16 protein-coding genes are annotated in these 15,073 nt (G+C 65.4%); 7 read left to right on the plus strand and 9 right to left on the minus strand.

Annotation, left to right across the window (positions count from 1 at the left end; all coding sequences use genetic code 11):
• Positions 1–26 precede the first annotated feature (26 nt).
• The 6 genes from V9K93_RS06195 to V9K93_RS06220 all read left to right on the plus strand — a co-directional run bounded on the left by V9K93_RS06195 (position 27) and on the right by V9K93_RS06220 (position 6,503).
• Positions 27–752, plus strand: a complete 726-nt coding sequence (locus tag V9K93_RS06195) for an ABC transporter ATP-binding protein (protein ID WP_006394322.1) — start codon at positions 27–29, stop codon at positions 750–752.
• 10 nt (positions 753–762) lie between these two features.
• Positions 763–2,061, plus strand: coding sequence for an ABC transporter permease (locus V9K93_RS06200; protein WP_253078348.1), 1,299 nt, complete (start codon positions 763–765; stop codon positions 2,059–2,061).
• A gap of 20 nt (positions 2,062–2,081) precedes the next feature.
• Positions 2,082–3,299 carry an ABC transporter permease gene (locus V9K93_RS06205; protein WP_046984982.1) on the plus strand — a complete coding sequence of 406 codons (1,218 nt, stop codon included), beginning with the start codon at positions 2,082–2,084 and terminating at the stop codon, positions 3,297–3,299.
• 1 nt (position 3,300) lies between these two features.
• The gene (locus V9K93_RS06210) at positions 3,301–3,687 is read left to right on the plus strand and encodes a PDZ domain-containing protein (protein WP_337302220.1); all 387 of its coding nucleotides are present in this window, start codon (positions 3,301–3,303) and stop codon (positions 3,685–3,687) included.
• A 120-nt stretch (positions 3,688–3,807) separates the two neighbouring features.
• Positions 3,808–5,154: a sigma-54-dependent transcriptional regulator gene (locus V9K93_RS06215; protein ID WP_253078350.1), complete on the plus strand. Its 1,347-nt coding sequence runs from the start codon at positions 3,808–3,810 to the stop codon at positions 5,152–5,154.
• The gene (locus tag V9K93_RS06220; RefSeq protein ID WP_337302221.1) at positions 5,151–6,503 is read left to right on the plus strand and encodes a sensor histidine kinase; all 1,353 of its coding nucleotides are present in this window, start codon (positions 5,151–5,153) and stop codon (positions 6,501–6,503) included. Before V9K93_RS06215 ends, V9K93_RS06220 begins: the two co-directional genes overlap by 4 nt.
• Before the next feature lie 86 nt (positions 6,504–6,589).
• On the opposite strand, the gene V9K93_RS06225 is transcribed toward V9K93_RS06220, so the two are convergent.
• Positions 6,590–7,120 (minus strand): GNAT family N-acetyltransferase, encoded by a 531-nt coding sequence (locus tag V9K93_RS06225; protein WP_046984979.1) that lies wholly within the window; start codon positions 7,118–7,120, stop codon positions 6,590–6,592.
• Entirely contained in the window at positions 7,089–8,456 is a 1,368-nt protein-coding gene (gene glmU / locus V9K93_RS06230; protein WP_337302222.1) for a bifunctional UDP-N-acetylglucosamine diphosphorylase/glucosamine-1-phosphate N-acetyltransferase GlmU, read from the minus strand. Before glmU ends, V9K93_RS06225 begins: the two co-directional genes overlap by 32 nt.
• Before the next feature lie 83 nt (positions 8,457–8,539).
• Here glmU and V9K93_RS06235 point away from each other — a divergent pair, with 83 nt between their 5' ends.
• Entirely contained in the window at positions 8,540–8,923 is a 384-nt protein-coding gene (locus tag V9K93_RS06235) for a GtrA family protein (RefSeq protein ID WP_253078351.1), read from the plus strand.
• A 184-nt stretch (positions 8,924–9,107) separates the two neighbouring features.
• Here the strand turns inward: V9K93_RS06235 and V9K93_RS06240 are convergent, their stop codons facing one another.
• From V9K93_RS06240 to atpE, 7 genes are all read right to left on the minus strand, one after another.
• On the minus strand, positions 9,108–9,530 hold the full coding sequence (locus tag V9K93_RS06240) for a F0F1 ATP synthase subunit epsilon (protein ID WP_005411127.1): 423 nt from the start codon (positions 9,528–9,530) through the stop codon (positions 9,108–9,110).
• Positions 9,531–9,643: 113 nt separating this feature from the next.
• Positions 9,644–11,050 (minus strand): F0F1 ATP synthase subunit beta, encoded by a 1,407-nt coding sequence (gene atpD / locus V9K93_RS06245; RefSeq protein WP_046984975.1) that lies wholly within the window; start codon positions 11,048–11,050, stop codon positions 9,644–9,646.
• Positions 11,051–11,088: 38 nt separating this feature from the next.
• Positions 11,089–11,952 carry a F0F1 ATP synthase subunit gamma gene (gene atpG, locus V9K93_RS06250; protein ID WP_006394538.1) on the minus strand — a complete coding sequence of 288 codons (864 nt, stop codon included), beginning with the start codon at positions 11,950–11,952 and terminating at the stop codon, positions 11,089–11,091.
• Between the two features lie 78 nt (positions 11,953–12,030).
• Complete coding sequence (atpA, locus tag V9K93_RS06255) at positions 12,031–13,578, minus strand: F0F1 ATP synthase subunit alpha (RefSeq protein ID WP_046984974.1); 1,548 nt, start codon at positions 13,576–13,578, stop codon at positions 12,031–12,033.
• Positions 13,579–13,622: 44 nt separating this feature from the next.
• Positions 13,623–14,150, minus strand: coding sequence for a F0F1 ATP synthase subunit delta (locus V9K93_RS06260; RefSeq protein ID WP_006394588.1), 528 nt, complete (start codon positions 14,148–14,150; stop codon positions 13,623–13,625).
• 2 nt (positions 14,151–14,152) lie between these two features.
• Entirely contained in the window at positions 14,153–14,623 is a 471-nt protein-coding gene (locus V9K93_RS06265) for a F0F1 ATP synthase subunit B (RefSeq protein WP_012512170.1), read from the minus strand.
• Between the two features lie 106 nt (positions 14,624–14,729).
• The gene (gene atpE / locus V9K93_RS06270; RefSeq protein ID WP_005411133.1) at positions 14,730–15,035 is read right to left on the minus strand and encodes a F0F1 ATP synthase subunit C; all 306 of its coding nucleotides are present in this window, start codon (positions 15,033–15,035) and stop codon (positions 14,730–14,732) included.
• Positions 15,036–15,073: the final 38 nt, after the last annotated feature.

Below are 15,073 nucleotides of genomic sequence, written 5' to 3' on the forward strand. Positions count from 1 at the left end.
CCTGAATCCTGGAGAGAGGACACCCCATGTACATGCTCGAAATGCGTTCGGTCGCCAAGGTCTTCCGCACCGAACAGGTGGAAACCCATGCGTTGCGCTCGCTGGAACTGCAGGTCAAGGAAGGCGAGTTCGTCGCTGTCACCGGCCCGTCCGGCTCCGGCAAGACCACCTTCCTCAACATCGCCGGTCTGCTGGAAACCTTCACCAGCGGCACCTACATGCTCGACGGCCAGGACGTGAGCAAGCTCGGCGACGATGCGCGCAGCCGCCTGCGCAACCAGAAGATCGGCTTCATCTTCCAGGGCTTCAACCTGATCCCCGACCTGAACCTGTTCGACAACGTCGACGTGCCGCTGCGCTATCGGAAGATGAGCGCCAACGAGCGCCGCGAACGTATCGAGAAGGCGCTGAGCCAGGTCGGCCTCGGCTCGCGCATGAAGCACTATCCGAATGAACTGTCGGGCGGCCAGCAGCAGCGCGCGGCCATCGCACGCGCCCTGGCCGGCAGCCCGCGCCTGTTGCTGGCCGACGAACCGACCGGCAACCTGGACACGCAGATGGCCCGCGGCGTGATGGAACTGCTGGAAGAGATCAACGCCGCTGGCACCACCATCGTGATGGTCACCCATGATCCGGAACTGGCCGCCCGCGCGCAGCGCAACGTGCACATCGTCGATGGCCAGGTGACCGACCTGGTGCGCGAGCCGGTGCTGGCCACCCCGCCGCGTCACATCGTCGCCGTCAACGAGTGAGGGCCCGACCATGTTCGCCTACTACTCCCGACTGGCGGTGCGCAGCTTCCGCCGCAACAAGGTACTGACCGCGCTGATGGTGGTTGCCATCGCGCTGGGCATCGGCGCCTCGATGACCACTTTGACTGTGTTCCATGTACTGTCCGGCGACCCGATTCCCGGCAAGAGCGACCGCCTGTTCTACGTCCAGCTGGATGCGGCAACCGGCGCCTATGTCGCCGGCGAGGAGCCGGAAACCCAGTTGACCCGGTTCGACGGTGAAGCGCTGCTGCGCGAGGCCAAGGGTGAGCGCCAAGCCCTGATGAGCGGCGGCGGTGGCACCATCGAGCCGAACAACAGCACGCTCAAGCCCTTCAGCATCGACACCCGCTGGACGTCGGCCGACTTCTTCCCGATGTTCGAGGTTCCCATGCAGTACGGCCGCCCCTGGACGCGCGAGGATGACAACGCCCGCGCCCGCGTGGTGGTCATCTCCAAGGCACTCAACGACAAGCTGTTCCAGGGTGCCAACAGCGTGGGGCGTGACGTGCGCATGGAAGGCCAGAGCTATCGCGTGGTCGGCGTCATGAAGGAGTGGAGCCCGGAGCCGCACTTCTACGATCTGACCACGGGCAGCTTCGGCAAGGACGAAGATCTGCTGCTGCCGATCTCCACTTCGTTCGACCTGAAGCTGGGCAACAACGGCAACATGAACTGTTTCGGTGAGAACCCCGACGGCAACAGCTACTCGCTCAATGCACCGTGCGCCTGGCTGCAGTACTGGGTGGAACTGGACCCGGCCAAGGCCGCCGACTATCGCCGCTACCTGGAGAACTATTCGACACAGCAGCGCGAGGCTGGCCGCTTCAAGCACCCGCCGAACGTGCGCCTGCGCACCGTGATGGAATGGCTGGACTTCAACGGCGCGGTGCCCAGCGACGTGCGCCTGCAGCTGTGGCTGGCCCTGGGCTTCCTCGGCGTCTGCCTGGTCAACACGGTGGGCCTGCTGCTGGCCAAGTTCCTGCGCCGCAGCGGTGAGATCGGTGTGCGCCGTGCCCTCGGCGCCAGTCGTGGCCAGATCTTCCTGCAGTGCCTGGTGGAAGCCGGCGCGGTCGGCGTGGTCGGTGGCGTGCTGGGTATCGGCCTGGCCCTGCTCGGCCTGTTCGCGGTGCGCCAGCAACCGGTGGAGTACGCCAAGCTGGCCCACCTGGACGGCAACATGCTGCTGCTCGCACTGGGCCTGACCCTGTTTGCCAGCCTCGCCGCCGGTTTCCTGCCTGCCTGGCGCGCCATGCAGGTCACCCCGGCCATCCAGCTCAAGTCGCAGTAAGTACGAGAACGAGGACTCCCATGGACATCCGCCCCATCCTCAGCACCCTGCGCCGGCACAAGACCGCGGCCGCCCTGATCGTGCTGGAAGTCGCGCTGACCTGCGCCATCGTCTGCAACGCGCTGTTCCTGGTCAGCCAGCGCGTCGACAAGATCAGCATGCCCAGTGGCATCGCCGAGAACGAACTGGTGATGGTGCGCGTCAGCGGCATCGGCGAGCAGACCAACGCCATGGCCCGCACCCGCGAAGACCTGGCCTCGCTGCGTGCCATTCCCGGCGTCACCAGCGCCACCATCATCAACCAGGTTCCGTTCCGCAATGGGTCCTCCAGCAGCAGCATCTCGCGTGAGCTCGACCAGGAGCGCCCGACCACGAATGCCTCGATGTACACCCTGTCCGAAGGTGGGTTGGGAACCATGGGCATCAACCTGATCGCGGGTCGTGATTTCCTGCCCAGCGAGTACAAGGACATGAAGGAAGCGAGCAAGGGCGGCGCCAAGGAACAGGCGATTCCGGTGATCCTCACCCAGGCCACTGCCGCCAAGATGGAGCCCAACGGCAGCGCACTGAACAAGACCTACTACATGGGCAAGCAGCCCCTGAATGTGGTCGGCATCGTCGACACCCTCAGCACGCCCAATGGCTGGAATGACAACTGGACCAACTCGATGCTGCTGCCGCTGCGCCGCAGCTTCGATGAAGGTGGCACCTATGTACTGCGCACCGACCCTGCGCGCCGCGAGGAAGTGCTCAACGCCGCCGCCACAACACTGGAACGCAATGATCCCAACCGGCTGATGCGCGACAAGCTGACCTATGAAGACCAGCGCAAGGACTTCTTCAAGAACGATCGCGCGATGGTCGGCCTGCTGATCACGGTCAGCATCTCGTTGCTGGTGGTCACCGCACTGGGCATCATCGGCCTGGCCAGCTTCTGGGTGCAGCAGCGCAGCAAGCAGATCGGCATCCGCCGCGCACTGGGCGCCACCCGTGGGCAGATCCTGCGCTACTTCCAGACCGAGAACTTCCTGCTGGCCACGCTGGGCATCGTGCTGGGCATGCTCGCTGCCTATGCGATCAACCTTGCACTGATGAACATGTACGAGCTGCCACGCATGCCGCTGTACTACCTGCCGCTGGGCGCGCTGCTGCTGTGGGTGCTGGGCCAGATCGCGGTGTTCGGGCCGGCCCGGCGTGCTGCAGCCGTCCCGCCTGCGGTCGCCACCCGGGGCGCGTGAGATGCGCGCCCACTGGATGCTGCTGGTGATGCTCCTGCCACTGCCGGCACTGGCCGGCGGTGGCAACTCGCAGACGCTGGAATGGCGCCAGGATGATGCACGGCTGGCACTGCGCTCGACCGAAGGCCAGGTGCATGTGGACGCGGCCAGCCCGGAGGCCCGCTTCGGCGTGCGCAGCGGTGATCGCATCCTGCGCGTGGACGACACTGCGGTGCGCCAGGTCGAGCACCTTGCCGGCGCCCTGCGCCACTCCACCGGCCCCACCGTCTATCTGTTGCTGCGCCGCGACAGGCGCGAAATGACAGTCCCGGTGAATGCGGCTGCCTGGCGCCTGGCGCTGGTCGCTCCGCCTCCACCGGCACCCCCCCCTCCGCCAGCGCAGCGCTGACCCCGCCTGCCCCTGCGGCCACGGGTTTGGCTATGCTTGATGGGTGGCGCCGGGCTCTCCCGGTGCATGGACACGATCGGCTCCATCGGCGCCGCCCATCCCTTTCTGCAGAACCGCTTGATGCCTTCGATCCTGATCATCGACGACAACGCCAGTGTAGGCACCGCACTGGATGTGCTGTTCTCCCTGCACGACATCGACACCCTGCAGGCGCAGAGCCCGTCCGAAGGGCTGGCCCTGCTCGAGTCGCAGCCGGTCGACCTGGTGATCCAGGACATGAACTTCAGCGAGGACACTACCTCCGGCGAAGAAGGTGAGGCCTTGTTCGCGCAGATCCGCGCACGCCATCCGGACCTGCCGGTGATCCTGCTGACCGCCTGGACCCACCTCAGCAGCGCGGTGGACCTGGTCAAGGCCGGTGCCGCCGACTACCTGGCCAAGCCATGGGACGACCGCAAGCTGCTGACCACCGTGAACAACCTGCTGGAACTGTCCGAAGCGCGCCGCGAACTGGACCGGCGCCGCAGCCGTGAACTGCGCCAGCGCAACGCGCTGGAAGAGAAGTACGACCTGTGCGGCGCGGTCTTCGCCGACCCCGCCAGCGAGCGCGTGATCGCGCTGGCCTGCCAGGTCGCGCGCTCCGAGCTGCCGGTACTGATCACCGGTCCCAATGGTGCCGGCAAGGAAAAGATCGCGCAGATCATCCAGGCCAACTCGCTGGTGGCCAAGGGTCCGTTCATCACGGTCAACTGCGGTGCACTGCCGTCGGAGCTGATCGAAGCCGAACTGTTCGGTGCCGAGGCCGGTGCCTACACCGGCGCCAACAAGGCACGCGAAGGCAAGTTCGAAGCCGCCGATGGTGGCACCCTGTTCCTGGATGAGATCGGCAACCTGTCGCTGGGCGGGCAGATGAAGCTGCTGCGTGTGCTGGAAACAGGCCGCTTCGAGCGCCTGGGCTCCAACCGCGAGCGCCAGGTCAAGGTGCGCGTGGTCAGTGCGACCAACGCCGACCTACCAGCGATGATCCGCGAGGGCAGCTTCCGCGAAGACCTCTATTACCGCCTCAACACGGTGGAACTGGTGCTGCCGCCGCTGGCCGAGCGTCCGGGCGACATCGTGCCCCTGGCCGAGCGCTTCCTGACCGCTGGCAAGCCCCTGTCCAGTGCCGCCACCGCAGCCCTGCAGCGGCACCCCTGGCCGGGCAACGTGCGCGAGCTGCGCAACGTGATCCAGCGCGCCGAACTGCTGGCCACCGGCAACCGCATCGAAGTCGCCGATCTCAACCTGCCGCGCGCAGCCGCCGCTCCGCGCCCGACGCCCAGTGTGGGCAATGATCCCGACCGCGCGCGCATCGAAGACGTACTGGCGCGCAACCACGGCGTCATCGCCCAGGCCGCCGCCGAACTCGGCCTGAGCCGGCAGGCGCTGTACCGGCGGATGGATCGCCACGGCATCCCTCGCGAATGAAACGGCGCTCGTTCACCTTCCGCCTGTTCCTGCGCCTGCTGCCAGTGCTGGCGCTGGCCGCTGCCTTGCCGTGGCTGCTGGCGTACTGGATGGACCATGGCTGGGTGGTCACCACGGTATCGGCGCTGGTCCTGCTGTCGCTGATGTGGTGGACCCTGCGTCGCGCCACCGCGCCGGTGCGTTCGCTGATGCGCGCCCTGTCCGGCACCACCAGCAGCTACCGCGATGGCGAATACAACTTCGGCGTGTACTGGCCCGGCAACGATGAGCTGGGTGACCTGGTGGAAGCCCACCGCGAGCTGGGTGATGTGCTGCGCGCGCAGCGACAGGGGCTGGTGCAGCGCGAGCTGCTGCTGGACACCATGGTGCAGAACACGCCAGTGGCAATGCTGCTGATCGCCTCCGGCGGTGATGGCATCGCCCGCGTGGTGTTCTCCAACCTGGCCGCGCGCAAGCTGCTGCACGGCGGCTGGAAACTGGAAGGCCAACGTCTGGAAGAGGTGCTGGAACAGGTGCCGGTGGAGCTGCGCGATGCCATCGCCCGTGGCGGCGACAGCCTGTTCGCGGTGCACGCCGAGGGAGAGGATGGTGATGAGGACGACGAGCAGGTCTACCACCTGTCGCGGCGCGCCTTCCAGCTCAACGGCCGACAGCATGACCTGCTGCTGGTGCGCCTGCTGACCGCCGAGCTGCGCCGCCAGGAAGTTCAGACCTGGAAGAAGGTGATCCGGGTGATCAGCCACGAGCTCAACAACTCGCTGGCGCCGATCGCATCGCTGGCCCACTCCGGCGGCGTGCTGGTGCAGCGCGAACGCTTTGATCGGCTGCCGGAGATCTTCACCACCATCGAAGACCGTGCGCGCCACCTGGAAGGTTTCATCCGCGGCTATGCGCGCTTTGCCAAGCTGCCGCAGCCGCAGTTGCAGACCGTGCACTGGGCACCGTTCCTGTCCAGCATGCGCCAGCAGATCCCGTTCGGCATGGAGCACGAGCCGGATGAAGAGCTCAGCAGCCGCATCGATATCGCGCAGTTCGGGCAGGCGCTGTTGAACCTGCTGAAGAATGCTCATGAAGCCTGCGCCGAGGCTGATCCGCCGAACGACGATGTGCAGGTGCAGCTGACGCGGTTGCCGCAGTGGCTGCGCCTGGACGTGCTCGACCGTGGCAAGGGCATGAACGAGCAGGTGCTGCAGAACGCGCTGATGCCGTTCTATTCGACCAAGCGCAATGGCACCGGATTGGGCCTGGCTTTGACCCGCGAGATCGTGGAAGCACATGGCGGCCGGGTGTCACTGCAGAACCGCGGCGATGGCGGGTTGTGCGTGTCGATCCTGTTGCCGGTGGGCTGAGCGGGTTTCCCGGCAGCTGCCGACCTTGGTCGGCCTGTCAGTAGATCCACGCCATGCGTGGATATGCCGACCAAGGTCGGCAGCTACTAAACGCGCCGCATCGCCACCCGCAGATGCATCGGAAACCCCAGCGCGGCCTCTTCAGCCATCACGGCGCGCAGGCCATCGCTCCACTCCGCCTGCGGCACTACCGCGAATCCTTCGCTTGCATAGAAGTCCGCATTCCACGGCACATCGGACAACGTGGTCAGCACTGCCGCCGGGTAACCAAGCGCTTTGGCCTCGCCCAATGCATGCCGCAGCAACGCGCGGCCGTGGCCGCGCCGGGCATGCATGGGGTCCACGTCCATCTGCAGCACATGGAACTCACCACACAGTTCGCCGGCCAGCAGGTAACCCGCGATGCCGCCATCAGCTGCATCCACCACCCACAACTGACCGCGCTGCAGGCCCTCCTGCAGGGTCTGCAGGTCCAACCCATGGCCGGCGAACACCGTGTAGGCCGGGTGGCCCTTCAGCAGTTCGCCAGCACGTCGCTCGATCGCAGGCAGCACCCCGAGCTCATCGGCGCGCGCTGCACGTGGCTCAGGGCTTTTTGAGCGGGCGCTTCCAGCCATCGATGGTTTCCTGTCGTGCACGTGCCAGGGTCAGCTTGCCATCCGGGGCGTCGCGGGTGATGACCGAACCGGCGGCAATCGTCGCGCTATCGCCAATGGTCACCGGTGCTACCAGCGAACTGTTGGAGCCGATGAAGGCGTTGTCGCCGATGGTGGTGGTCGACTTGTTCACGCCGTCGTAGTTGCAGGTGATGGTGCCGGCACCGATGTTCACCTTGCTACCGATCACCGCGTCGCCCAGGTAGGTCAGGTGGTTGGCCTTGCTGCCGACACCGAGGGTGACTTTCTTGGTCTCGACGAAGTTGCCCACGTGCACACCGTCGGCCAGCACGGTACCCGGGCGTAGCCGCGCGAACGGCCCCACCAGCGCAGCACCTTCGGTGACCACGCCTTCCAGGTCACAATGCGCGCGCACTTCGGTGCCCGGGCCGAGGTTGACGTCCTTCAGCCGGTTGAACGGTCCGATGGTCACGCCATCGCCCAGCACGATGTTGCCCTCGAGCACAACGTCAACATCGATCAGCACGTCGCTGCCGACACTGACAGTACCGCGGATGTCCAGGCGTGCCGGGTCACGCACGCGCGCACCCTGCGCGCACAAAGCGCGCACCGCGCGGCGCTGCCAGGCACGCTCCAGCTGCGAAAGCTGCCAGGGATCGTTCGCCCCTTCGGCTTCCTGTGCATCAGCCACCAGCGCCATCTCGGCCGGGGTGTACTCATGCGCGGCGAAGGCGAACACGTCGGTGAGGTAGTACTCGCCCTGTGCATTGCTGTTCGACAACTGCGACAGCCAACGGCGCAGCGCGGTGGATTCGGCGGCGATGATGCCGGTGTTGATCGTGCGTACGCGCAGCTGGTCGTCGTTGGCGTCCTTCTGCTCAACGATCGAGCCGACCTTGCCCTCGGCGTCGCGCAGCACGCGGCCGTAACCGGTCGGGTCTTCGACATCGGCGACCAGCACGGCCAGCCGGCCCGGCTGCGCCAGCAGGTCGCGCAGGGTCTGCGCTCGGATCAGCGGCACGTCGCCATACAGCACAAGCACCTGGGCCGCATCCGGAACCTGCGGCATCGCCTGGGCCACCGCATGGCCGGTGCCCAGCTGCTGCGCCTGTTCAGCCCATTGCAGGTCGGGCTGGTCAGCGAAGTGCTGGCGCACCGCTTCACCACCATGGCCATAGACCACATGGATCGCCGCCGGTTCCAGTTCGCGGGCGGCCGCGATCACGTGTGCCAGCATCGGCTGGCCGGCGATCGGCTGCAGCACCTTCGGCAGCACCGACTTCATGCGCTTGCCCGCGCCAGCGGCGAGGATGATGACGTGCAGGGGTTGGGTCATGGAAACGGCAGTCCGTGGTTCGTTGCCCGTGATTCTAGAGCGTAGGCCGTTAACATGGATGTCCTCCTGCCTTCACCACGCCCATGACCCTCGTCCGCCAAGGAAGCACCTACCTCGTCATCGGGCTCATGCAGCTGCTGGTTGACTGGCTGGTGTTCGTTGTCGCCACCGCGCTGGGGTTGCCGATAGTGCCGGCCAACGTCGCCGGACGCCTGGCCGGGATGCTGCTGGGCTTCTGGCTCAACGGCCGTTACACCTTTGCCGAGGCAGGCACGCACAAACTGGGCTGGAGGCGCTTCGCGCGCTTCTTCGGGCTGTGGCTGCTGTTGACCGTAGCCAGCACGTTGCTGGTAAGCCTGGTCGACCACACACTGGGCCTGCAGTACACCTGGCTGGCCAAGCCACTGGTGGAAGGCGGGCTGGCCGGCGTGTCCTTCCTGCTGATGCGCTACGTGGTGTATCGCTGACGCGGCGCAGGGATCGGGATCGGTAGAGTCGACTTTCAGTCGACTGCTCTTCCATCAGACCGCGAAAATCCCGCGCTGCGCGCGATAGTCGACTGACAGTCGACTCTACCCAGTCGGCCCTGCCCCACCAGCCAAACAAAAACGCCGGCACAGGGCCGGCGTTCTCGTGGGTACCGCGTGGACCTCAGTGCTTGAGGGTCTTGCGCAGGCGCTCCAGCGCCTGCAGCTGGACAACGGCCTCAGCCAGCTTCTGCTGGGCTTCGGCCACTTCCATCGCTTCGCCGCGGTTGGCCAGGATGCGCTCAGCTTCTTCCTTGGCCTTGCGGACCGAGGCTTCGTCGATGTCCTGCGCGCGGATCGCGGTGTCGGCCAGCACGGTCACGACCTGCGGCTGCACTTCCAGGATGCCGCCGGAAATGGCGAAATCCAGCTGCTCGCCGTTCGGCGTGGTCACCACCACCTTGCCCGGCTTCAGGCGGGTGATCAGCGGCGCGTGCTTGGGCGCGATGCCCAGTTCGCCCAGCTCACCGGTGGCCACGACCAGGGTCGCTTCACCACGGAAGATTTCCTGCTCGGCGCTGACGATGTCGCAACGGATGGTGCTCATGGAACTCTCTTCGCTAGGGGGCGGGTGTTACCCACCGCAGGGGTTTCCGCAGCGGTGGGCGCAGGCCCACCCCGTTTCACGGATGGGACAGGCCGAAACCCGTCCCCGCCGCATCAGGCCTTTTCGGCCATCTTCTTGGCCTTCTCGACCGCTTCTTCGATGCTGCCGACCATGTAGAACGCCTGTTCCGGCAGGTGGTCGTACTCGCCATCGACGATGGCCTTGAAGCCACGGATGGTGTCCTTCAGCGACACGTACTTGCCCGGCGAGCCGGTGAACACTTCGGCCACGTGGAACGGCTGGCTGAAGAAGCGCTCGATCTTGCGGGCGCGCGACACGGCCTGCTTGTCTTCTTCGGACAGTTCGTCCATGCCCAGGATGGCGATGATGTCCTTCAGTTCCTTGTACTTCTGCAGGGTCTGCTGGACGCGCTGGGCGGTGTCGTAGTGCTCGTGGCCGATGACCAGCGGGTCCATCTGGCGGCTGGTGGAATCCAGCGGATCGACTGCCGGGTAGATACCCAGCGAGGCGATCGAACGCGACAGGGTCACGGTCGAGTCAAGGTGGGCGAAGGTGGTCGCCGGCGACGGATCGGTCAAGTCATCCGCGGGAACGTAGACGGCCTGGATCGAGGTGATCGAACCGTTCTTGGTCGAGGTGATGCGCTCCTGCAGGACACCCATTTCCTCGGCCAGGGTCGGCTGGTAACCCACCGCCGACGGCATACGACCCAGCAGTGCCGACACTTCGGTACCGGCCAGGGTGTAGCGGTAGATGTTGTCGACGAACAGCAGGACGTCCTTACCCTTGCCGTTTTCGTCCTTCTCGTCGCGGAAGTACTCGGCCATGGTCAGGCCGGTCAGGGCGACGCGCAGACGGTTGCCCGGCGGCTCGTTCATCTGGCCGTACACCATCGCGACCTTGTCCAGGACGTTGGAGTCCTTCATTTCGTGGTAGAAGTCGTTGCCCTCACGGGTACGCTCACCCACGCCGGCGAACACGGACAGACCGCTGTGCGCCTTGGCGATGTTGTTGATCAGTTCCATCATGTTGACGGTCTTGCCGACGCCGGCGCCGCCGAACAGGCCGACCTTGCCGCCCTTGGCGAACGGGCACATCAGGTCGATGACCTTGATGCCGGTTTCCAGCAGCTCGGTGGCCGGGGACTGGTCTTCGTACGACGGCGCGTCGCGGTGGATTTCCCAGCTGTCGCTGGCGGCCACCGGGCCGGCTTCGTCGATCGGACGGCCAAGCACGTCCATGATGCGGCCCAGGGTACCGGCGCCGACCGGCACCGAGATGCCGCGACCGGTGTTGATCGCAACCAGGTTGCGCTTCAGGCCGTCGGTGGAACCCAGCGCGATGCAACGGACCACGCCGTCGCCCAGCTGCTGCTGGACTTCAAGGGTGATCTCGGTGTTTTCCACCTTCAGTGCGTCATACACCTTCGGCACCGACTCACGCGGGAATTCGACGTCGACGACGGCGCCGATGATCTGAACGATCTTGCCCTGACTCATTGCTGCATCCTCTAAATGTGTGCTTTGAACGAACGCGGTCAGACTGCTGCCGCGCCGCCGACGATTTCGGAAATTTCCTGGGTGATCGCTGCCTGGCGCGCCTTGTTGTAGACGAGCTGCAGATCGCCGATCAGCTTGTTGGCGTTGTCGCTGGCCGACTTCATCGCGACCATGCGCGCGGCATGTTCGGACGCGACGTTTTCCAGCAGCGCCTGGTACACCAGCGATTCGATGTAACGCGTCATCACGTGCTCGAGCACGGTCGCGGCATCGGGTTCGTACAGGTAGTCCCAGTCGTGATGGGCGACCTGCTTCTCGGCGGCCGGCAACGGCAACAGCTGATCGAAGCTGGCCTTCTGCGTCATCGTGTTGATGAAGCGGTTGTAGACCAGGTACACGCGATCGATCTTGCCTTCGGTGAAGGCATCGAGCATGACCTTGATCACGCCGATCAGCGATTCCAGCTTCGGTACGTCACCAATGTGGGTCACGCTGCCGACCATGTTGACCTTGACACGGCGGAAGAAGGTCGACGCCTTCTGGCCGATGGTCACCATGTCCACTTCGGCACCCTTGTCCTGCCAGGCCTTGGCTTCACCCAGGAGCTTGCGGAACAGGTTGTTGTTGAGGCCGCCAGCCAGGCCGCGATCAGAGGAGATCACGATGAAACCGACCCGCTTGACCTGCTCGCGCTCGACCAGGAACGGATGCTGGTAATCGGTGCTGGCCTGCGCCAGGTGGCCGATCACCTGCTTCATCGCCTGCGCGTACGGACGCGAGGTCTTCATCCGATCCTGCGCCTTGCGGATCTTGGAGGCCGAGACCATTTCCAGGGCGCGCGTCACCTTGCGGGTGTTCTGCACGCTCTTGATCTTGGTTTTGATTTCGCGTCCGCTTGCCATCTTTGATTCCCGTAGAGCGGGGCGATGCCCCGCTGCAATCAACGGTGTAGCGGGGCCAGGCCCCGCCACACGTCCGTCTTACCAGCTGCCGGTGGTCTTGAACTCGGCGATGCCCTTCTTGAAGGCACCTTCGATGTCGTTGTCCCAACCGCCGGTGGCGTTGACCTTGCCGATCAGCTCGCCCTGGGTGTTGGCGAAGTGGGCGTGCAGGCCTTCTTCAAACGCCAGCAGCTTGTTGACCGGCACGTCGTCGAGGTAGCCCTCATTGACGGCGTAGATCGACAGCGCCTGGTTGGCGATCGACATCGGCGCGTACTGCTTCTGCTTCATCAGCTCGGTGACGCGCTGGCCACGCTCCAGCTGCTTGCGGGTCGCTTCGTCCAGGTCCGAGGCGAACTGCGCGAACGCAGCCAGCTCACGGTACTGGGCCAGCGAGATGCGGATGCCGCCCGACAGCTTCTTGATGATCTTGGTCTGGGCCGAGCCACCGACGCGCGACACCGAGATACCGGCGTTCACGGCCGGGCGGATGCCGGCGTTGAACAGGTCGGTTTCCAGGAAGATCTGACCGTCGGTGATCGAGATCACGTTGGTCGGAACGAACGCGGAAACGTCGCCCGCCTGGGTTTCGATGATCGGCAGCGCGGTCAGCGAACCGGTCTTGCCGGTGACCTTGCCTTCGGTGAACTTCTCGACGTACTCCTCGGACACGCGGGCAGCGCGCTCGAGCAGACGGGAGTGCAGGTAGAACACGTCACCCGGGTAGGCTTCACGGCCCGGCGGGCGCTTCAGCAGCAGCGAGATCTGGCGGTAGGCCACGGCCTGCTTGGACAGATCGTCGTACACGATCAGCGCGTCTTCGCCGCGGTCCATGAAGTACTCACCCATGGTGCAGCCCGAGTAGGCGCTGATGTACTGCATGGCAGCCGATTCGGAGGCAGTGGCGGCGACCACGACGGTGTGCGCCAGCGCGCCGTTCTCTTCCAGCTTGCGCACGATGTTGGCGATGGTCGAAGCCTTCTGGCCGATCGCAACGTACACGCACTTGATGCCGGTGCCCTTCTGGTTGATCACCGCATCGATGGCCATCGCGGTCTTGCCGGTCTGGCGGTCACCGATGATCAGCTCGCGCTGGCCACGGCCGATCGGAATCATCGAGTCGACCGACTTGTAACCGGTCTGCACCGGCTGGTCGACCGACTTGCGCCAGATCACGCCCGGTGCAACGCGCTCCACCGGAGCGGTCAGGTCGGTACCCAGCGGGCCCTTGCCATCGATCGGCTCGCCCAGGGCGTTGACGACGCGGCCCAGCAGTTCCGGACCGACCGGCACTTCCAGGATGCGGCCGGTGGTCTTGGCAACGTCGCCTTCGCGCAGGTGCTCGTAGCCGCCCAGGACCACGGCGCCGACCGAGTCGCGCTCCAGGTTCAGGGCCAGGGCGAAGCTGTTGTTCGGCAGTTCGATCATTTCGCCCTGCATCACGTCGGCCAGACCGAAGATGCGCACGATGCCGTCGGACACGCTGGTCACGGTGCCTTCGTTGCGCGATTCCGCGGCCAGCTTGACCTTCTCGATGCGGTTCTTGATCAGTTCGCTGATTTCGGAGGGGTTGAGCGTGGTTGCCATCGTCAAGTCCTAGTGCCGGCAGCGGGGCCGGACGTTAAATGAATTCAGTTAGCGAGCGCGGTCTGCAGACGGGCCAGCTTGCCCTTCAGCGAACCATCGATGACCACGTCACCGGCGTCGATCACGGCGCCACCGATCAGCGAGGCGTCGACCGCGGTGGTCACTTCGACCTCGCGGTTGAAGCGCTTGCGCAGCGCGACCTTGATCGCGTCCAGTTCACCGGCCGAGAGTTCGGCGGCAGAGGTCACGTTGGCCTTGACCACGTGCTCGGCATCGGCGCGCAGGGCGTCGAACATGCCGGAGATTTCCGGCAGCAGCGGCAGACGATGCGATTCGGCCAGGATGGCCAGGAAGCGCGAGTAGGTCTCGCCGTGGGTCACCGGCGCCAGCAGGGCGACGGCGTCGTCACGGCCCAGCTCCGGGTTGGCGAGCAGGGCCGCCACGCGCGGGTCGGCGGCGACGTGGGCGGAGAACGCGAGGGCATCCGACCACGGCGCGAACGCGCCTTCGTCGCGCGCGGTCGCGAACGCGGCGCGGGCGTACGGGCGGGCAAGCGTGAGGGCCTGGCTCATCCTTAGATCTCCGAGGCCAGCTCGTCGAGCAGCGCCTTGTGGGCGTTGGCGTCGATTTCGCGCTTGAGCAGCTTTTCGGCACCGGTCACGGCCAGCGCGGACACCTGCTTGCGCAGATCTTCACGGGCACGGTTGGCGGCGGCGTCGATCTCGGCCTGGGCCAGATCCTTCTGACGGGTGGCTTCGGTGATCGCTTCGGTACGGGCAGCATCAACGATCTGGTTGGCACGCGCGTGGGCCTGATCGATGATCTCGTTGGCCTTGGTGCGGGCTTCCTTCAGCGCTTCGTTGACCTTCTCCTGCGCCTGGGCCAGATCTTTCTGGCTGCGGTCGGCAGCAGCGAGGCCTTCAGCAATCTTCTGCTGGCGCTCTTCGATCGCGTTCATCAGCGGCGGCCAGATCTTGGTCGCGATGATCCAGATGAGACCAGCGAAGGCGAGCGCCTGCGCAAGAAGGGTGAAATTGATATTCATGGTTAGCTCGATCGCTGGTTTCGGGGTGGACGCGCCGCCGAAGCGGCGCATCCGGCCTTCATCCGAAACCGGGTGCATCAGCACCCGGTCGTCTCAAACCGCTGTATCAGCCGGCCAGAGCCTTGGTGACGGCGCCAGCAAAGGCAGCCGACAGCGGGTTGGCGAAGGCCAGCAGCAGGCCGACGGCGACCGAGATGATGAACGCGGCGTCGATCAGGCCAGCGGTGATGAACATGCGCACCTGCAGGACCGGGATCAGTTCCGGCTGGCGGGCGGCCGACTCCAGGAACTTACCAGCCATGATGGCCAGACCCAGACCGGCGCCCAGCGCGGCCAGGCCGATCATGATGCCGACGGCAAGGGCGGTGGAGCTCTGAATCTGCGCGAAGTTGGTCAGGACGGCGAAGTACATGGTTATCTCCAGGAACTTAAGTTGCTAAGGGTGATGAA

Source organism: Stenotrophomonas sp. CCNWLW162 (assembly GCF_037203745.1).
Classification (GTDB): domain Bacteria; phylum Pseudomonadota; class Gammaproteobacteria; order Xanthomonadales; family Xanthomonadaceae; genus Stenotrophomonas; species Stenotrophomonas maltophilia_AQ.